The sequence below is a fragment of the Brachyspira alvinipulli ATCC 51933 genome (assembly GCF_000518245.1).
GTDB classification, from domain to species: domain Bacteria; phylum Spirochaetota; class Brachyspiria; order Brachyspirales; family Brachyspiraceae; genus Brachyspira; species Brachyspira alvinipulli.
Window position 1 is genome coordinate 60681 of the sequence record NZ_KI912406.1, and the last position, 16899, is coordinate 77579.

Annotated in this window: 13 protein-coding genes, 1 tRNA gene and 1 pseudogene; 14 read left to right on the forward strand and 1 reads right to left on the reverse strand. The window is 31.1% G+C overall.

Annotated features, from left to right (window positions below):
- Both T324_RS0113440 and T324_RS17405 read left to right on the forward strand, forming a co-directional pair.
- A pseudogene (locus tag T324_RS0113440) lies at positions 1-1797 on the forward strand (hypothetical protein); the annotation flags it as partial.
- A gap of 45 nt (positions 1798-1842) precedes the next feature.
- Entirely contained in the window at positions 1843-2532 is a 690-nt protein-coding gene (locus tag T324_RS17405) for a ribonuclease HII (protein WP_038375296.1), read from the forward strand.
- Positions 2533-2598: 66 nt separating this feature from the next.
- Here the strand turns inward: T324_RS17405 and T324_RS0113450 are convergent, their stop codons facing one another.
- Entirely contained in the window at positions 2599-3288 is a 690-nt protein-coding gene (locus tag T324_RS0113450) for an ankyrin repeat domain-containing protein (RefSeq protein ID WP_028330736.1), read from the reverse strand.
- 214 nt (positions 3289-3502) lie between these two features.
- On the opposite strand from T324_RS0113450, the gene rpmG reads away from it, so the two are divergent.
- The 12 genes from rpmG to T324_RS0113510 all read left to right on the forward strand — a co-directional run bounded on the left by rpmG (position 3503) and on the right by T324_RS0113510 (position 16896).
- On the forward strand, positions 3503-3679 hold the full coding sequence (gene rpmG, locus T324_RS0113455; protein ID WP_028330737.1) for a 50S ribosomal protein L33: 177 nt from the start codon (positions 3503-3505) through the stop codon (positions 3677-3679).
- Positions 3680-3702: 23 nt separating this feature from the next.
- Positions 3703-3775 (forward strand) — tRNA-Trp (locus T324_RS0113460).
- Between the two features lie 41 nt (positions 3776-3816).
- Positions 3817-4140, forward strand: a complete 324-nt coding sequence (gene secE / locus T324_RS0113465) for a preprotein translocase subunit SecE (protein WP_028330738.1) — start codon at positions 3817-3819, stop codon at positions 4138-4140.
- A gap of 7 nt (positions 4141-4147) precedes the next feature.
- A complete protein-coding gene (gene nusG / locus T324_RS0113470; protein WP_028330739.1) occupies positions 4148-4735 on the forward strand; it encodes a transcription termination/antitermination protein NusG in 588 nt (195 codons plus the stop codon).
- Positions 4736-4760: 25 nt separating this feature from the next.
- Positions 4761-5183 (forward strand): 50S ribosomal protein L11, encoded by a 423-nt coding sequence (gene rplK / locus T324_RS0113475; RefSeq protein ID WP_013244493.1) that lies wholly within the window; start codon positions 4761-4763, stop codon positions 5181-5183.
- Positions 5184-5258: 75 nt separating this feature from the next.
- Positions 5259-5960, forward strand: a complete 702-nt coding sequence (gene rplA, locus T324_RS0113480) for a 50S ribosomal protein L1 (protein ID WP_028330740.1) — start codon at positions 5259-5261, stop codon at positions 5958-5960.
- 97 nt (positions 5961-6057) lie between these two features.
- The gene (gene rplJ / locus T324_RS0113485) at positions 6058-6582 is read left to right on the forward strand and encodes a 50S ribosomal protein L10 (protein ID WP_028330741.1); all 525 of its coding nucleotides are present in this window, start codon (positions 6058-6060) and stop codon (positions 6580-6582) included.
- A 68-nt stretch (positions 6583-6650) separates the two neighbouring features.
- Positions 6651-7040 carry a 50S ribosomal protein L7/L12 gene (gene rplL / locus T324_RS0113490; RefSeq protein WP_028330742.1) on the forward strand — a complete coding sequence of 130 codons (390 nt, stop codon included), beginning with the start codon at positions 6651-6653 and terminating at the stop codon, positions 7038-7040.
- A gap of 132 nt (positions 7041-7172) precedes the next feature.
- The gene (gene rpoB, locus T324_RS0113495; RefSeq protein WP_028330743.1) at positions 7173-10694 is read left to right on the forward strand and encodes a DNA-directed RNA polymerase subunit beta; all 3522 of its coding nucleotides are present in this window, start codon (positions 7173-7175) and stop codon (positions 10692-10694) included.
- A 19-nt stretch (positions 10695-10713) separates the two neighbouring features.
- Positions 10714-14919 carry a DNA-directed RNA polymerase subunit beta' gene (gene rpoC, locus T324_RS0113500; RefSeq protein WP_028330744.1) on the forward strand — a complete coding sequence of 1402 codons (4206 nt, stop codon included), beginning with the start codon at positions 10714-10716 and terminating at the stop codon, positions 14917-14919.
- Positions 14920-14992: 73 nt separating this feature from the next.
- A complete protein-coding gene (locus T324_RS0113505) occupies positions 14993-15931 on the forward strand; it encodes a TDT family transporter (protein ID WP_028330745.1) in 939 nt (312 codons plus the stop codon).
- 23 nt (positions 15932-15954) lie between these two features.
- Positions 15955-16896 carry an FkbM family methyltransferase gene (locus T324_RS0113510; RefSeq protein WP_245580724.1) on the forward strand — a complete coding sequence of 314 codons (942 nt, stop codon included), beginning with the start codon at positions 15955-15957 and terminating at the stop codon, positions 16894-16896.
- Positions 16897-16899 lie beyond the last annotated feature (3 nt).

Genomic DNA, 16899 nt, shown 5'->3' on the forward strand with positions numbered 1-16899 from the left:
GATGAATTGCTTTCTAAGACAGATAAAAAAGTTGAAGATTTAGTATTAGAGCAGAATTTAAAATTCTTCAAAGAAACAGAAGGTTTAAGAAGAGAACAGGAAAATCTTGCTGAAAATATAAAAAAACTAGATGAAGAAACAAATAAAAAGCTAGACAGCCATATAGAAGAGCAGAAAAACCTTATAAATAAAGAAACAGAGAGTTTAAATTCAAAATATGAAGAACTTTCTAAGAATACAGAAGATTTACTAAAAGAAAGCAATACTAAATATGATGAATTGCTTTCTAAGACAGATAAAAAAGTTGAAGATTTAGTATTAGAACAGAATTTAAAATTCTTCAAAGAAACAGAAGGTTTAAGAAGAGAGCAAGAAAATCTTTCAGAAAATATACAAAGAGTAGATAGCGAAAATATTTCCAAGTATGAAGAGTTAAATAATAAATATAATGAACTTTCTAAGAACACAGAAGAATTAATATTAGATACTAATAAAAAACTAGATATTCAAATAAAAGAACAGAAAAACTTTATAACTAAGGAAACAGAAAGTTTAAATTCAAAATATGAAGAACTTTCTAAAAATACAGAAGATTTACTAAAAGAAAACAATACTAAATACGATGAATTGCTTTCTAAGACAGATAAAAAAGTTGAAGATTTAGTATTAGAACAGAATTTAAAATTCTTCAAAGAAACAGAAGGTTTAAGAAGAGAGCAAGAAAATCTTGCTGAAAATATACAAAGAGTAGACAGCAAAAATATTTCTAAATATGAAGAGTTAAATAATAAATATAATGAACTTTCTAAAAACACAGAAGAATTACTAAAAGAAAACAATACTAAATACGATGAATTGATTTCTAAGACAGATAAAAAAGTTGAAGATTTAGTATTAGAGCAGAATTTAAAATTCTTCAAAGAAACAGAAGGTTTAAAAAGAGAACAAGAAAATCTTGCTGAAAATAATGCCAAGTATGAAGAGTTAATTGGTAATTTAAATAAAAAATTAGATGAGCAAATAGAAAAACAGAAAGATATTTTGAATGAAGAAAAAAAAGTATTGAGTTCAAAATATGATGAACTTAGTAAAAATACGAATGAATTAATAAAAGATAATAATGCTAAATATGATAGTTTAATTAATAATTTAAATAAAAAGATAGAAGATAATAATGATATTTTAAATTATACTATTGATAGTAAATATGCATCATTTGCAAAGAATATTAATGAATCAATAGAAAAAAATGATGCTAAATATAATCAATTTGCTGATGCAGTAAGTAAAAAAATTGATATTCAATCAGAAGAACAAAGAAATAAACTTGAAGCTATAAGCAAAAACAATGAGAATTTTATAAAAACTATAAATGAAATATTAGAAAAAAATAATATTAAGTATGAACAGTTAGTAGAATCTATAAACGGCAGATTAAAAAATAATAATAATACAGTATCTAATAATCATACTACTTCTTCATACAATAATAATGATGATGTATTTAATTATATAGACAGCAGACTTGATGAAGAAAGCCATAAAACTAAAAAGAGAATTAAAAGAATAGAAAATAGATATTCTGAGCTTGTAAAAACTACGGATGAAATGTTTGAAAAACAAAATAAAAAGCATGATAAATTAATTGAGTATGTTGACAAGAAAATTGATGAAGAGCAGGTGAGAAATGATAATCAAGTAAAAGGAATAGATAAAAAGATAAGCAATGTTGCTATAGTATCAATTTCTTTATTTGCAGTTATAATTGTAATATTGCTTGCTTATCAATTGTTATAATTTTATGTTTATAGGAATTTATTTATAATGGGGGAATCATAGTTTATGGATATTTTTAAAACTAATACCATTATAGATAAATTTGCCTATGAAAAAGAATATTTATCACTAGGCTATAAAAATATATGCGGTGTAGATGAGGTTGGAAGAGGATGTTTATTCGGACCTGTTACAGTTGCTGCTGTTATAATGCCTTTAGAATTGGATAATGATTTTATAAAAAGAGATTTAATAGTAAAAGATGTTGATGATTCAAAAAAAATATCACCAAGAAAAAGAGAAGAGCTTTATGATAAAATAATTGAGAATGCCCTATGCTATTCTATTTATTCTGTTGATTCAAAAACTATAGATGAAATAAATATATATAATGCAACTAAACTTGCTATGATTAAAGCTATAGAAAATTTAGAATTAAAACCAGATGTGCTTCTTATAGATGCAGTTAAACTTGATATAGATATAAAACAATGTTCCATAACAAAGGGTGATTTTAAATCTTACAGTATTGGATGTGCTAGTATAGTTGCAAAAGTATTTAGAGATAGGATGATGAATGAACTTCCTGAAGAATATCAAAAATATAAGATTGCTAAAAATAAAGGTTATGGTACTAAAGAGCATATTAAAGCTATAGATATGTATGGAGCAAGCGATATGCATAGATATTCATTTGAACCAATAAAGTCTTTGAATAATATTAAAGAAGATGAAACGGATTCGTTACCTCTATAAAGAGTTTTTATTTATAAAAAAATAGGGCTTAATATTAATTAAGCCCTATTTTTTTAGTTTTTTATATTATTGACATGAAGCTTTTCCAGTACGTACGTTTATTCCGCCTGCATCTTTTATCATTTTTATAATGTTTTGATTTCTTGATTCGCATGCATAAGTATATGCACTTTTATTTAACTGTTTGCTTACTATATTTACATCAACTTTTTTATCCAATAAGAATTTCACAGCATCTTCTCTGTTATTTCCGGCAGCAACCATAAGCATAGTTTCACCATCTCTTTTATCCTGTTCATTTAAATTTAATTTTCCTTGATAAAGAGGATATAAATATTCTATAACTTTTATATTTCCCCCAAGTATAGCTGATTTAAAAGCGCTAGTAACATCTGCAGTATCTCCTGCATATAGATTAGCTCCCTGACCTACTAAATATTGAACTACGTCTAAATATCCTATAAAAGCAGCCCATCCTAAAGCAGTTTGTTTTAAACTAGCAGTATCCTGAACTTCTATATCCTGACCTGCTTCAACCATTTTTTTAATTTCAGCTAAATTGCCTTCTTTAACAGCATCAAACCACTTAGCATTAGGGCCTTTGGATCTTTCCTTATAAAATATTCTATGAGATAATCTTCTTGGATTTGCAAGATTTGTTAACTCTTGCGGGCTTAATCTTGTAAATCTTTCAGTTTGAGAATAAAGCGGTATAGATGAAATTATTAAAGCAAATAGAAGTATTATTTTTTTCATAGCTTTCTCCATTTTTAATATAGTTTTAACAAATAAAAACTTTCATAAATATGTATTTGTAAAAAATCTTTAATAAGAAAGATTATCATAAAATACCAATAATTTAAAAATATGTAATTTTTCCATTTTTTTATTGACATAATTAATTTTTAGTTATATAATGGATTACCTTGTAAATTATAGGTTATTGTAAATTTGTTTTAAGGAGCAAATAATGGCAGGAGCAAAAGTAAAAACAGAGCAAATACATCTTCAATGTACAGAATGTAAAAGAAAAAATTATATAACAACTAAAAATAAACAAAATGTTCCAGATAAGCTAGAATTAAAAAAATATTGTCCTCATGATAAAAAACATACAATTCATAAAGAATTGAAAGTATCTAGATAATATTTTTTTGTTTTTATAAATTTGGGTCAGTAGTTCAATTGGTAGAGCACCGGTCTCCAAAACCGGGTGTTGCAGGTTCGACTCCTGTCTGACCTGATTCTTTTTTAATTTGAATTAATATATTTTAAGGTAACTTTATGGCGGATAATAAAAAGAAAAATAACTTTTTGAACTCTATTGTTGAAATAAAAAAAGAACTTTTTGAAAGAAGTGTATGGCCTACACGTCAGGATGTTATCAATCAAACAGTTGTTGTTATAATTCTGCTTGTATTAGCATCTGCATTTTTGGGTGCTGTAGATTATGTTGTTACATTCTTGACAAGAGCTTTGTTGGACGGAAGAGTTTTGTTAAGTTTGATGTCTTCTAAAATAACATTAGTTTTAGTATTAGCTGTAGTTGTTTTATTAGTAATATATTTTGCTATACGTTATTTGAGAAAAAATAGATACAGTAGGTGAATAAAATATGTCTGAAGAAATATCTGGTGTAAAAGATTATAAATGGTATATAGTTCATACTCAGCATGGATATGAAAATAAAGTTCGTGAACGTATAGAAAAAAGAGCTAAAGAAAATGGAATGACAGAACTAATTGTAGATATATATATACCTTCAGAAACAGTAACTTCTACAAAAAATGGTAAAAAAGTTTCTAAGGAAGAATTTTTTTATCCTGGCTATGTTTTAGTAAAAATGGTAATGAATGATGCTACACAGTCTATGGTTAGAAGAACACCTGGAGTTGCAGGATTTATAGGCAGTCACGCTACAACAAAAGAAGAAGGAAATATAATTCCTACTCCTTTAAGCGAAGCAGATGTTGCACGTATATTTGAAAATAGAGATTCAAAAGATAAGACAGAGATAAATGAAATTATCGGAATGGAATTCGATATAGGAGAAAAGGTTCAGGTAATAGACGGACCTTTCAATGGTTTGAATGGAGTTATTGAAAATATTAATTCAGATAAAGGTAAAGTAACAGTAAAAATAGAGATATTTGGAAGAAGTACTCCTACAGAATTAGATTTTAATAAAGTTAAAAAACTATAAAAAATAAATTTAAGAGGTAGTAAAGATGGCTAAAAGAGTAGTTGGTATTGTAAAGGTTCGCATACCAGGCGGAGAGGCAACACCTGCTCCACCATTAGGACCAGCATTGGGTCAGAAGCAGATACAAATAGCAGCTTTCGTTAAAGATTTTAATGCTAAAACATCTAAAATGAAAGGTCAGCTATTAAATACCTATATAACAGTATATGAAGATAAAACATATACATTTGTTACTAAAGGTACATCTACTTCTACATTAATTAAGAAAAAATTGGGTATAGAAAAAGGTTCAGGAGAGCCTAATAAAACTAAAGTTGCTACAATCAATCAAAAGCAGCTTGAAGAAATAGCTCAAGAGAAAATGGCTTATATGTCAGCTAATGATATAGAAGCAGCAAAGAAAATAGTTGCGGGTACAGCTCGTGCTATGGGTATTAAAGTAGAATAATAAATATTAAAGGCATACCATTTATTAAAAGTGAATAAATGGAAGTAGACGTTTGAAAGAAAGGAAGAAATAATTATGGCTACAAAAGAAAAGAAAATAGGTGGCAAACGTTACGACGCTATACGTAAGGGAGTAGAGAAGTTCAAGCTCTATTCAGTAGAAGAGGCTATTGATTTAGCTAAGAAAAACGCTACCTGTAAATTTGATGAAACTATTGAGGTAACAATAAACCTTAATATCTTACAAAAACATTCAATAAGAGATACATTATCATTCCCAAATGCTTTTGGTAAAGAAAAAAGAGTAGTAGTATTTGCACAAGGTGAAAAAGCAGATGAGGCAAAAGCTGCCGGTGCTATGGAAGTTGGTTTTGAAGATTTAATTGATAAAATTAAAGGCGGATATACTGATTTTGATGTTGCTATTTCTACCCCAGATTTGATGAAAGAGGTTGGTAAATTAGGTCAGATACTTGGTAGAAAAGGACTTATGCCTAACCCAAAAACAGGAACAGTTACTCTTGATATAGCTCAGGCAGTAAAAAGTTTCAAAGCTGGAAGAATGGAATACAGAGCAGATAAACATGGTATAGTAAGAATGGGTATCGGCAAGGCTTCAATGGATGTTGATAAATTGAATGAAAACTTCAAAACATTCTATGATGAAATCTTAAGAAAAAAACCTACAGACTTAAAAGGTGAATATATTAAAGCAATAGGCGTTACATCTACAATGGGTGTAGGTATAAAAATAGATCATAAAAAGATAAAAATGTAATTAGCAATAAACCTGTTTTGATAAGCGAAGTCATATTTTGTGATCCCATTATATGAATAGTATTAGCAAAATGGTTTAATATAATAGAGGTGGTAGTATGCCTAATAAGAAAAACATTGAAACAGTATCATTTCTTAAAGAAAGTATGGGAGAATGTGCAGGTTTGGTTTTCTTTGATTACAGAGGAGCAACAGTAGCACAGCTTACAGAATTAAGACGTGAATTAGCAAAAAGTTCTTCTTCAATGAAGATATGTAAAAACTCTTTAGTTGATATTGCTTTAAAAGAGTTAGGCAGAGAAGTAAAAGATGAAATGTTCGTTAATCCTACAGCAGTAGTATTTGCTAAGGAAGATGTTCCATCTGCAGCTAAAATAATAAGTGAAGCTGCAAAAAAGAATGATAAAATTAAAATCAAGGGCGGATATATGGGTGAAGATTTACTTAACCCAGCTGATGTACAAGTTGTTGCAAATATCCCTCCAAGAGAAGTTTTACTTTCTCATCTTGTTACAGCACTTGAGTCGCCTATATCAAGTTTGGCAAACAGCTTGCAAAGTATTATATCAGAGCTTGCTTATGTGCTTGATAGCGTTGAAGAAGAAAAGAAAAAATCAGCTTAATATGCTGACGAATTATTTAATATTTAATTAAAGAAAATTATTAAACAAAATTTTTAAGGAGATAAACAATGGCTTTAAGTAAAGAAGAAATATTACAAGCAATAGAAGAGATGAAAGTTATAGAGCTTCACGAGTTAGTAGAAGCTATTAAAGAAAAATTCAATGTAACAGCAGCTATGCCAGTTGCAGCAGTAGCAGCAGCTCCAGCAGCAGGCGGTGCAGCAGCTCCAGCTGAAGAAGAGAAAAATGAATTCGATATCATTCTTACAGGTTTTGATGTAGCTCAAAAAATCGCTCTTATTAAAGAAGTTAGAGCAGTTAGCGGCTTAGGATTAAAAGAAGCTAAAGATGCTGTAGAAAAAGGTGGAGAAACTATTAAATCAGGTGTTTCTAAAGAAGAAGCAGCAGCTATCAAAAAACAATTAGAAGCAGCTGGTGGTAAAGTTGAAGTTAAATAATAAGATTTTAGAGAGTATTATCATTAACATTTAATGATTTAATATAAGAAGGGTATAATACGCTTGTACCCTTCTTATTAGTGTATTTAATCAAATCAAAATAAAAGCGTTAAATTGTGGAGATCTTTTAATATGGCCAATAACAATCAGATAGATAATAAAGTATATCCAGAACGAGGGGTAGAGTTCGCAAAAAAGTATAGGATAGAAAATGGACGTGTAAACTTTTCACGTTCTGCTTCCGTAATAGAACCTCCTGATCTCCTCGCAATACAGAAAGAGTCATACGAGAGTTTCCTTCAAAAGGATGTACCTGAAAATAAAAGAAAAAATGAAGGTTTGCAGGAAGTATTAACTTCAATATTCCCTATAGTAGCTTCTAATGAAAAGATGCAGATAGAATTTATTTCTTACTCTATAGGCGAGCCTAAAATTACAGAAAAAGAGGCTAGAAGAAGAGATAAAACTTATGCTTACCCTTTTAAAATAAAAGTACAATTAACCGTAAGAGACCCTGAAAGAATTATAGAGCAAGAAATTTTTGTTGGTGAAATACCAGCTATGACAGACAGAGGTACATTCATTATTAATGGTGCTGAGCGTGTTGTAGTTTCTCAGATTCATAGATCGCCTGGTGTTGTTTTTAATAGAAGCGACAGAGATGCAATGTTCGTGGCTAAAATAATCCCGGACAGAGGTACTTGGCTTGAATTTGAGCTTGACACTAAAAAAGACATAATGTATGTTAGAATAGACAGAAAGAAAAAACTTCCTGTTACTGTATTTTTGAGAGCTATTGGAATAATAACCAATGAAGAAATTTTAAAATTATTTTATGAAGTAGACAATATATCATTAGAAAAACTTTCAGATGATGAGAAAAAACAAGCATTAATAGGTAAACATTCATATTCTACAGTATTTGATACAGAAAACCCATATGAAATCATATTAAATCCTGGTGAGCTTATCAATACTAACTTAGCTGAAAGACTTTTAATGAGCGGAATTAAAGAAGTTTCTGTATTAAATATGGATAAGATTAAAGGCAGTTCTACCATAATTAATACTTTAGATAAAGATACAACAAAAAATCAAGAAGAAGCATGTACAAAAATTTATAATGTTATAAGACCAGGAGAACCTGCTTTAATAGAAAACGTTATAAGAACATGTAATGATTTAGTGTTCGATCCTAAATTATATGCTTTAGGAGATGTAGGACGTTATAAAATTAATAAAAGATTGAACTTCCCTGAAAGCGAACAGGATAAAGTTTTAAGACATAAAGACATAATAGAAACTATTAGATTTTTAATAAAAGTTTTCATAAACGAAGAACAATTGGATGATATTGACCATTTAGGAAATAGACGTGTAAGAAGTGTTGGTGAATTATTAGCTATACAAATAAAACAAGGTTTTGCGAGAATGGAGCGTATAGCTAAAGAAAGAATGCAAATGCAGGATATGGAGGCAGTAACTCCTCAATCTCTTGTAAGCATAAAACTTATACAGGCAGTAATAAAAGAGTTTTACGGTACAAGCCAATTATCTCAGTTCATGGATCAGAACAACCCATTATCAGAGATTACACATAAAAGAAGATTGAATGCTTTAGGTCCTGGAGGTCTTACAAGAGACAGAGCAGGTTTTGAAGTAAGAGACGTACACCATACTCACTATGGTAAAATATGTCCTATTGAAACTCCTGAAGGTCCAAACATCGGACTTATAGTATCTCTTGCAACTTATGCCAAGATTAATAAGCATGGTTTCTTAGAGACTCCTTATAGAAAAGTTGTTGATGGAAAAGTAACTGATGAAATAGAATACTTAACGGCACATGATGAAGAAAGATATCATATTGCTGATGCTAATGCTCCTCTAAATGAAGACGGATCATTTAAAGAAAATCTTATATCCACAAGATATAGAAGTGAATTCCCATATTCTTCACCAGATCAGGTGCAGTATATGGACGTTTCTCCTCAGCAGATAGTATCTCTTTCAAGTTCATTAATACCATTCTTAGAGCATGACGACGCTAACAGGGCTTTGATGGGTTCAAACATGCAACGTCAAAGTGTTCCTTTATTATTCCCAGAAGCTCCTATAGTAGGTACAGGAGTTGAGGCAAAAATATGCCAGCCTGGAACAGGTATAGCTTTACATGCTAAAAGAGCTGGAAAAGTTATCAAAGTTGTACATGATGAGATAGTAGTTAAGCCTACTAAGCAAAATAGCGATGATGATTTTGATGTTTATGAATTAGTAAAATATCAGAGAACTAACCAAGATACTAACTTTCATCAAAGACCAGTTGTTAATGTTGGAGATATGGTTAAAGCAGGCGGATTATTAGCTGACGGACCTGCTACAGATCATGGAGAATTGGCATTAGGAAGAAATGTACTTGCTGCTTTCATGATTTTTGAAGGATATAACTTCGAGGACGCTATTCTTTTAAGTAAAAGATTAGTACAGGAAGATGTATTTACTTCTATACATATCGAAGAGTTTTCTGTTGAAGCACGTGAAACAAAATTAGATAAAGAAAATATTACTAGAGATATACCTAATGTATCAGATGCTGCTTTCAAAAACTTAGATGAAAGAGGCATCGTAAGAATAGGTGCTAAAGTAAAAGCAGGAGATATATTAGTTGGTAAAGTAACTCCTAAGGGAGAAACAGAAATTACACCAGAATACAGACTTCTTCACTCAATATTTGGTGAAAAAGCTAGAGATGTAAAAGATACTTCTTTAAGAGTGCCTCATGGTAAAGATGGTACTGTTATAGATGTAAGAGTATACAGCAGAGAAAACGGCGATGAATTAAAGCCTGGAGTAGAGGAAGTAGTAAAAGTATTCTTGGCTAAGAAGCGTATAATACAAGAAGGCGATAAAATGGCAGGACGTCACGGTAACAAAGGGGTTGTTGCTAGAATCATGCCTATTGAAGATATGCCTTATTTAGAAGACGGTACTCCTATAGATATATGTTTGAATCCTCTTGGTGTACCTTCACGTATGAATATAGGTCAGGTTATTGAGATGTTATTAGGATGGTCTGGTCATAAAATGGGACTTAAATATGCTTGTCCTGTATTTGAAGGTCCTAAAGAAGAGGCATTAAGAGAAGCATTTGAATTCAGCGGTATGAATGTTAATGGAAAGGTAAGACTTTATGACGGAAGAACAGGAGAGCCATTCAAAAATGATGTTGCTGTAGGATACATGTACATGCTTAAACTTAATCACTTGGTTGAAGATAAAGTACATGCTAGAAGTACAGGACCTTACTCACTTGTTACTCAGCAGCCTTTGGGAGGTAAATCTCAGTTCGGAGGTCAGAGATTAGGAGAGATGGAAGTTTGGGCATTAGAGGCTTATGGAGCTGCTAATATGCTTCAGGAGTTCTTAACTGTTAAATCAGATGATATGACAGGACGTGCTAGAATATATGAATCTATTGTTAAAGGCGATGTTATATCTTCTCCAGGTATACCGGAAAGCTTTAACGTATTGGTTCAAGAGCTTAGAGGTTTGGGTCTTAATATTACTATTCATGATGAAGATGGCAATCAGCTTGCTTCTACTGAAAAAGAACTTAGACAAAAGACTAAAAAACAAACCAAGATTTTTAAATAATTAGGAGAAGTTTAGGTATATGCAATTTTCAAACTTTGACCAAATAAAAATTAGTATAGCAAGTCCTCAGGTTATGAGAGAATGGAGTTATGGTGAAGTTAAAAAACCTGAAACTATCAATTACAGAACTCTAAGACCTGAAAGAGACGGACTTTTTTGTGAAAAGATATTCGGAACTACTAAAGAATATGAATGTTACTGCGGTAAGTTCAAAAGTATTCGTTATAAAGGTGTAGTTTGCGATAAATGCGGTGTTGAAGTTACTCATTTTAAGGTAAGACGTGAGAGAATGGGGCATATAGAATTAGCTGCTCCTGTTGCTCATATTTGGTACTATAGAAATACTCCTTCAAGAATAGGACTTCTTCTTAATATGAACATTGCCCATTTAAGAAGCGTGCTTTATTTTGAAAGATATGTTGTTATTGATCCAGGTGATAGTGCTTATTCTAAAGGTGATCTTTTAACAGAAGATGAATATAATGAAAGTTTAGATAGATATGGCGATAATATAAGGATTGGTATTGGTGCTGAAGGCATTAGAGATATGCTTAAAGACCTTGATATGGATGAGGAAATCAGAAAACTTAGAGAGGAAATGATTAAAAAAGGTGAAAAGAGTGATAGGCGTTTAAGAAAGCGTCTTGAAATCTTTGAAGACTTTAAATCAAGCGGAAATGATCCTACTTGGATGATACTTGATGTAGTTCCTGTAATACCTCCTGATTTGAGACCAATGGTTCAGCTTGACGGCGGAAGATTTGCTACTTCAGATTTGAATGATTTATATAGAAGAGTAATAAATAGAAATATCCGTTTAAGAAGATTATTGGTTTTAAGAGCTCCTGATATTATCATTAGAAATGAAAAGAGGATGTTACAAGAAGCAGTTGATGCTTTATTTGATAACAGCAGAAGAAAGAAAGTAGTTAAAGGACCAGGCAACAGACCTTTAAAATCTCTTTCTGATATGCTTAAAGGTAAGCAGGGACGTTTCCGTCAAAACCTTTTAGGTAAACGTGTTGACTATTCAGGACGTTCAGTTATTGTTGCAGGTCCTAGATTAAAAATGCATCAATGTGGACTTCCTAAAAAAATGGCTGTAGAGTTATTCAAGCCGTTCATAATGAAAAAATTAGTTGAAATTAATTCAGCTCATAATATAAAAAGTGCAAAAAGATTTGTTGAAGAGGGAAGAGAAGAAGTTTGGGGTGTATTGGAAGATATCGCTAAAGAACATCCGGTACTTTTAAACAGAGCCCCTACACTTCACAGACTTGGTATTCAGGCATTTGAACCTGTACTTGTTGAAGGAAAAGCAATTCAGCTTCACCCATTAGTATGTCACGCTTATAATGCTGACTTTGACGGTGACCAGATGGCTGTTCATACTCCTTTATCAGCAGAATCTCAAATTGAAGCTTGGACTTTGATGCTTGCTCCTCATAATATATTGAACCCTGCTAACGGAGAACCTATTGTTAACCCTACACAGGATATAGTTCTTGGTATAAGCTATTTAACTAAATTGAGAACAGGTATTAAAGGTGAAGGAAAGATGTTCTCTTCTCCTAAGGATGCATTGCTTGCTTATGATAATAATTTGGTTGAGCTTGAATCCAGAATTAAAGTATTAATGAAAAATAAAGATACTGGGGAAGAAAGTTTTGTTGAAACTTCTGTTGGAAGATTAAAATTTAATGAAGTTATACCAGAAGATTTCAGATATCAAAACAGAGAATTTAACAGTAAAGATTTAGCTAAATTCATTCATGAAGTATATTTAAGACATGGTACAGCAGTAACAGTTAATATGCTTGATGATATTAAAGAGCTTGGTTATCAAAGTGCTACAGTATTTGCTTCTACTATTTCTATTGCGGATATACTTATACCTCCAATGAAAAAACAAGAAATTGAAGAGGCTACTAAACAAGTAGAGTTCATTGAAAACCAATATCAGAACGGTGTTATCACTACAGATGAGAAAAAGCAGAAAGTTATCGACCTTTGGACTACTGTTGAAGGTAAAATAACAGAAGCTATGATGGATAATTTAAGACAAGACCAAGACGGATTCAATCCGGTTTATATAATGGCTGATTCAGGAGCTAGAGGTTCTAAGCAGCAGATAAGACAGCTTGCTAGTATGAGAGGTTTGATGGCTAAGCCTTCTGGAGAGATTATCGAGCTTCCTATTATATCAAACTTTAAAGAAGGTCTTACAGTGCAGGAATACTTTATTTCTACACACGGTGCTAGAAAAGGACTTGCAGATACAGCATTAAAAACTTCTAATGCTGGTTATTTAACTAGAAGATTAGTAGACGTTGCAATAGGGGTTGTAGTTTCTGAGCATGACTGCGGAACTGTTAAAGGTATTAGTATTGAAGCTATAAAAGACGGTGATGAAATTAAAAAATCTCTTAAAGAACGTGTTGTAGGTTTCTTTACAAGTGAGCATATTTACAATCCTGTTACTAAAGAACTTATATGTTCTGCTAATACTGAAATAACAGAAGAGATAGGTACTATAATAGAAAAAGCTGGTATTGAAAAAATAAATATAAGACATCCTCTTACTTGCGAAAGCAGAATGGGTGTTTGTCAGAAATGTTACGGCAGAAGCTTATCTACTAATACACTTGCTTCTATTGGTGAGGCTGTTGGTGTTGTTGCCGCTCAAAGTATTGGTCAGCCTGGTACACAGCTTACGATGAGAACTTTCCACATCGGAGGTGTTGCTACTCAGATGGTTGAAGAAAATGAAGTTAAAGTTAACTATCCTATATATATAGAGCAATTCTCTAACTATGTTGTACAGCCTAATGGTGTAAAAATTACAGCAAGGAAGGGAGACTTAATTATCAGACGTGTATTAGAGAAATGGGAAAAATCTTCTATAAAAGATGTTTTAGCTGAAAATAATGCTAAAATTCTTATAGGTGATGTTATAGCTAATACTAAAGATGGTTCTGAAATTAAAGCTACTTATAATGGAACATTCAAAATGACAGATGATGATAAATATATAATGATCACTGGTTCTAAGCATGAAAAATCTATTAAAGTAGGAAGTGAATATAAAGTTGATGAGCATGTATTTATAGAAGCTAATACAGTTATTGCTAGTTTTGATAGTTATAATGAACCTATCATTTCTGAAAAATCAGGTGTTGTTAGATATCAGGATATTGAACTCGGCAGCACAATGGTAGAGGAAATAGACGAACAGACAGGTAATAAAACATATATAATCAGAGAAGTAAAAAATGAAAACAAACAGCCTAAAATCTTGATTACAGGAGAAGGCGATCCGTTTGAAACAGATATACCTAATGGTGCTCAGCTTATGGTTGAAAATAATGCCAAAGTTGAAGTAGGAGAGGTTATTGCTAAAACTACTCGTATACAGCAAAAGAGTAGGGATATTACAGGAGGTCTTCCAAGAGTACAGGAATTGCTTGAAGCTCAGAAACCTAAAGATACTGCTATTATTGCTGGTATTGATGGAGAGGTTGAAATAGGCGGTTCTCATAAGGGTAAAAAAGTAGTTAAAATCAGAAATGAATTTGATGAAACTAAACACTTAGTACCTCATGGTAAAATGCTCTTAGTAAGAAATGGAGACTATGTAAAAACAGGTACTCAGTTATGTGCTGGTAAAATAAACCCTCATGATATATTGGAAACTCAGGGAGATTTAGCTTTACAAACTTACTTACTTGAAGAAATTCAAGCTGTATATAATCAGCAGGGTGTAGGTATTAATGATAAGCACTTTGCTCTTATTATTAGACAAATGCTTAGAAGACTTGAGATTACAGATCCTGGCGATACTAAATATATTGTTGGTCAGTATGTTGATAAATATGAGTTTGAAGAAGAGAATAAACGCTATGAAGAGGCAGGCGGTTCCCCAGCAAGCGGTAAGCCGGTACTTTTAGGCTTGACTAAAGCTGCTCTTAATACAGAAAGCTTTATATCTTCTGCTTCATTCCAAGAAACAACTAAAGTATTAACTAATGCTGCTATTAAAGGTAAAGTTGATAAATTGCTTGGATTAAAAGAAAATGTTATTATAGGTCACTTGATACCTGCAGGTACCGGAGTTAAACTTTATAACAAACTCCATGTATATAATAAAGAAAGCGGTGATTTGGATAAGAAAGATAATATAGATAGTGCTTCAAAAGAAGAAGAAGTTATACAAATAACCGTATAATAATTAATATAAAAATTAAGAGGTTTTCATAATTTTTATGAGAGCCTCTTTTTTAAAATAAAGTGAAATAAAAATGATAAAAAAAATTAATAAAATGCCTTTAGCCCTTACAGGCTTGGCACTTGGTGTAGGCGGTATATTTAATGCTTGGACTATATTTACAGGTATTAAATATTTTGCTTATATTGGTGCTTTAATCTCATCTATTTTGATATTAACAATTATAACAAAAATATTTTCATCATTCGGAGATTTTCTTAATGATTTGAAGCATCCTGTTGCAGGAAGTACAATACCTACTCTTGATATGGCTGTTATGGTTATATCTTCTTCTGTTGTACAATTTGTTAAGCCTCTTGGAATAGCTATGTGGTTTATTGCTATAGCTGTTCATACAATATTTGCATTTACATTTATATCTCATAGAATAAACTTAAAAGATTTGCATCATGTACTGCCTAGCTGGTTTGTTCCTCCAGTAGGTATAGTTGTTGCTGCTGTTACTGGTTCTAATATGGGATTTCCGCAAGTGTCTCAGGTAATAGTTTACATTGGTACAGCTCTATATATTATTTTATTTCCATTTATATTTTATAGAATTATTTTCCATGAGCCTTTAGCTGATGATAAGTTTCCAGCTTTTGCTGTAATGGGAGCTCCTGCTAATCTTTGTCTTTGCGGATATTTGACAGCTTTTCAAACATACAATACTGCTTTGCTTAATTTTCTTTTGGGGTTAGGATTATTTACGACATTTAAAGTTTATTTATCTCTTATAAGAGCATTTAGAATAAAGTTTATTCCATTATTTGCAGCATACACTTTCCCATTGGCAGTAGGTGCTCAGGCTTTGCTTAAATATGCAAATTATTCAAAAAGTATTAATGGTGAATATTATCTTATATGGCATTATATTGCTTTATTTGAACTCATAGTAGCAAGTTTAATGGTTCTTTGGGTATTTATCAATATGATGTCTTTTGTACATAAAAATGTTGTAAAATCTAGTTAATAAGTTATTGGATTGATTTAATTATGGAAATATTAGAAGAATGCAGAAAAATAGTTTCTAATGGAAACAATAAAGAATTAGTAGAAAAAACAGAATATTCTGATAATTTTATTAAGGCTATGATAGAAACAGATAACTTTAACATTTTATACAATATGCTTGATGATGAATATTCTAAGGATTTATTTAAAAAAATTATAAGATATAGATACATGCTTGCATTTTATCCTGAAGTTCATCAAAACATAAAAAAAGAAATTATGTTTAGTTTGAAATACGGCACAATATCTACATATAAATGGCTTAGCAAAATAATATCATTGTTAATTTTCAAAAGAATGTCTTTGCCTAAAGAGATAGGAGCTTTTGCCTTATTTCATATATTTGATATGAAGCAGTATGATGTGAAAGATGTTTTTGAAGTTAATAATGACAGTGTGATATTTGATATTGGAGCTTGGAAGGGTGATTCTGCTTATTTCTTTTCAAAGAAGTGTTCTAATGATGCTAAAATTTATGCTTTTGAACCCGATGCCAATGCTTATGAAGCATTGAAATGTGTGAAAGAAAAATATAAATTAAATAATGTTATATTAGAGAATGTACTTTTTTCAAATAGAGAAGAAACTATTGATTTTGTTTCAATGATTCCTAATACTCCTGTTGTAAAAATGAATGCTGTTACTGTGGATAAATTTGTAAATGATAATAATATAAATAGAATAGATTATATAAAAATGGATGTAGAATGTGCTGAGCAGCATATATTAGAAGGTGCTAAAGAGACAATAAAAAAATTTAGACCTTCTCTTGCTATTGCCGTATATCATGGCGGTAAATTATTTATGGAAGATTTCTATAAAGTTCCAATATTCGTAAAAGAAATTACCGAAGGATATAAATATTATATACGTACATTTTCTCCTTGGGGAGGGGAGACTATCCTTTTTTGCAAACCTAGATAAAAC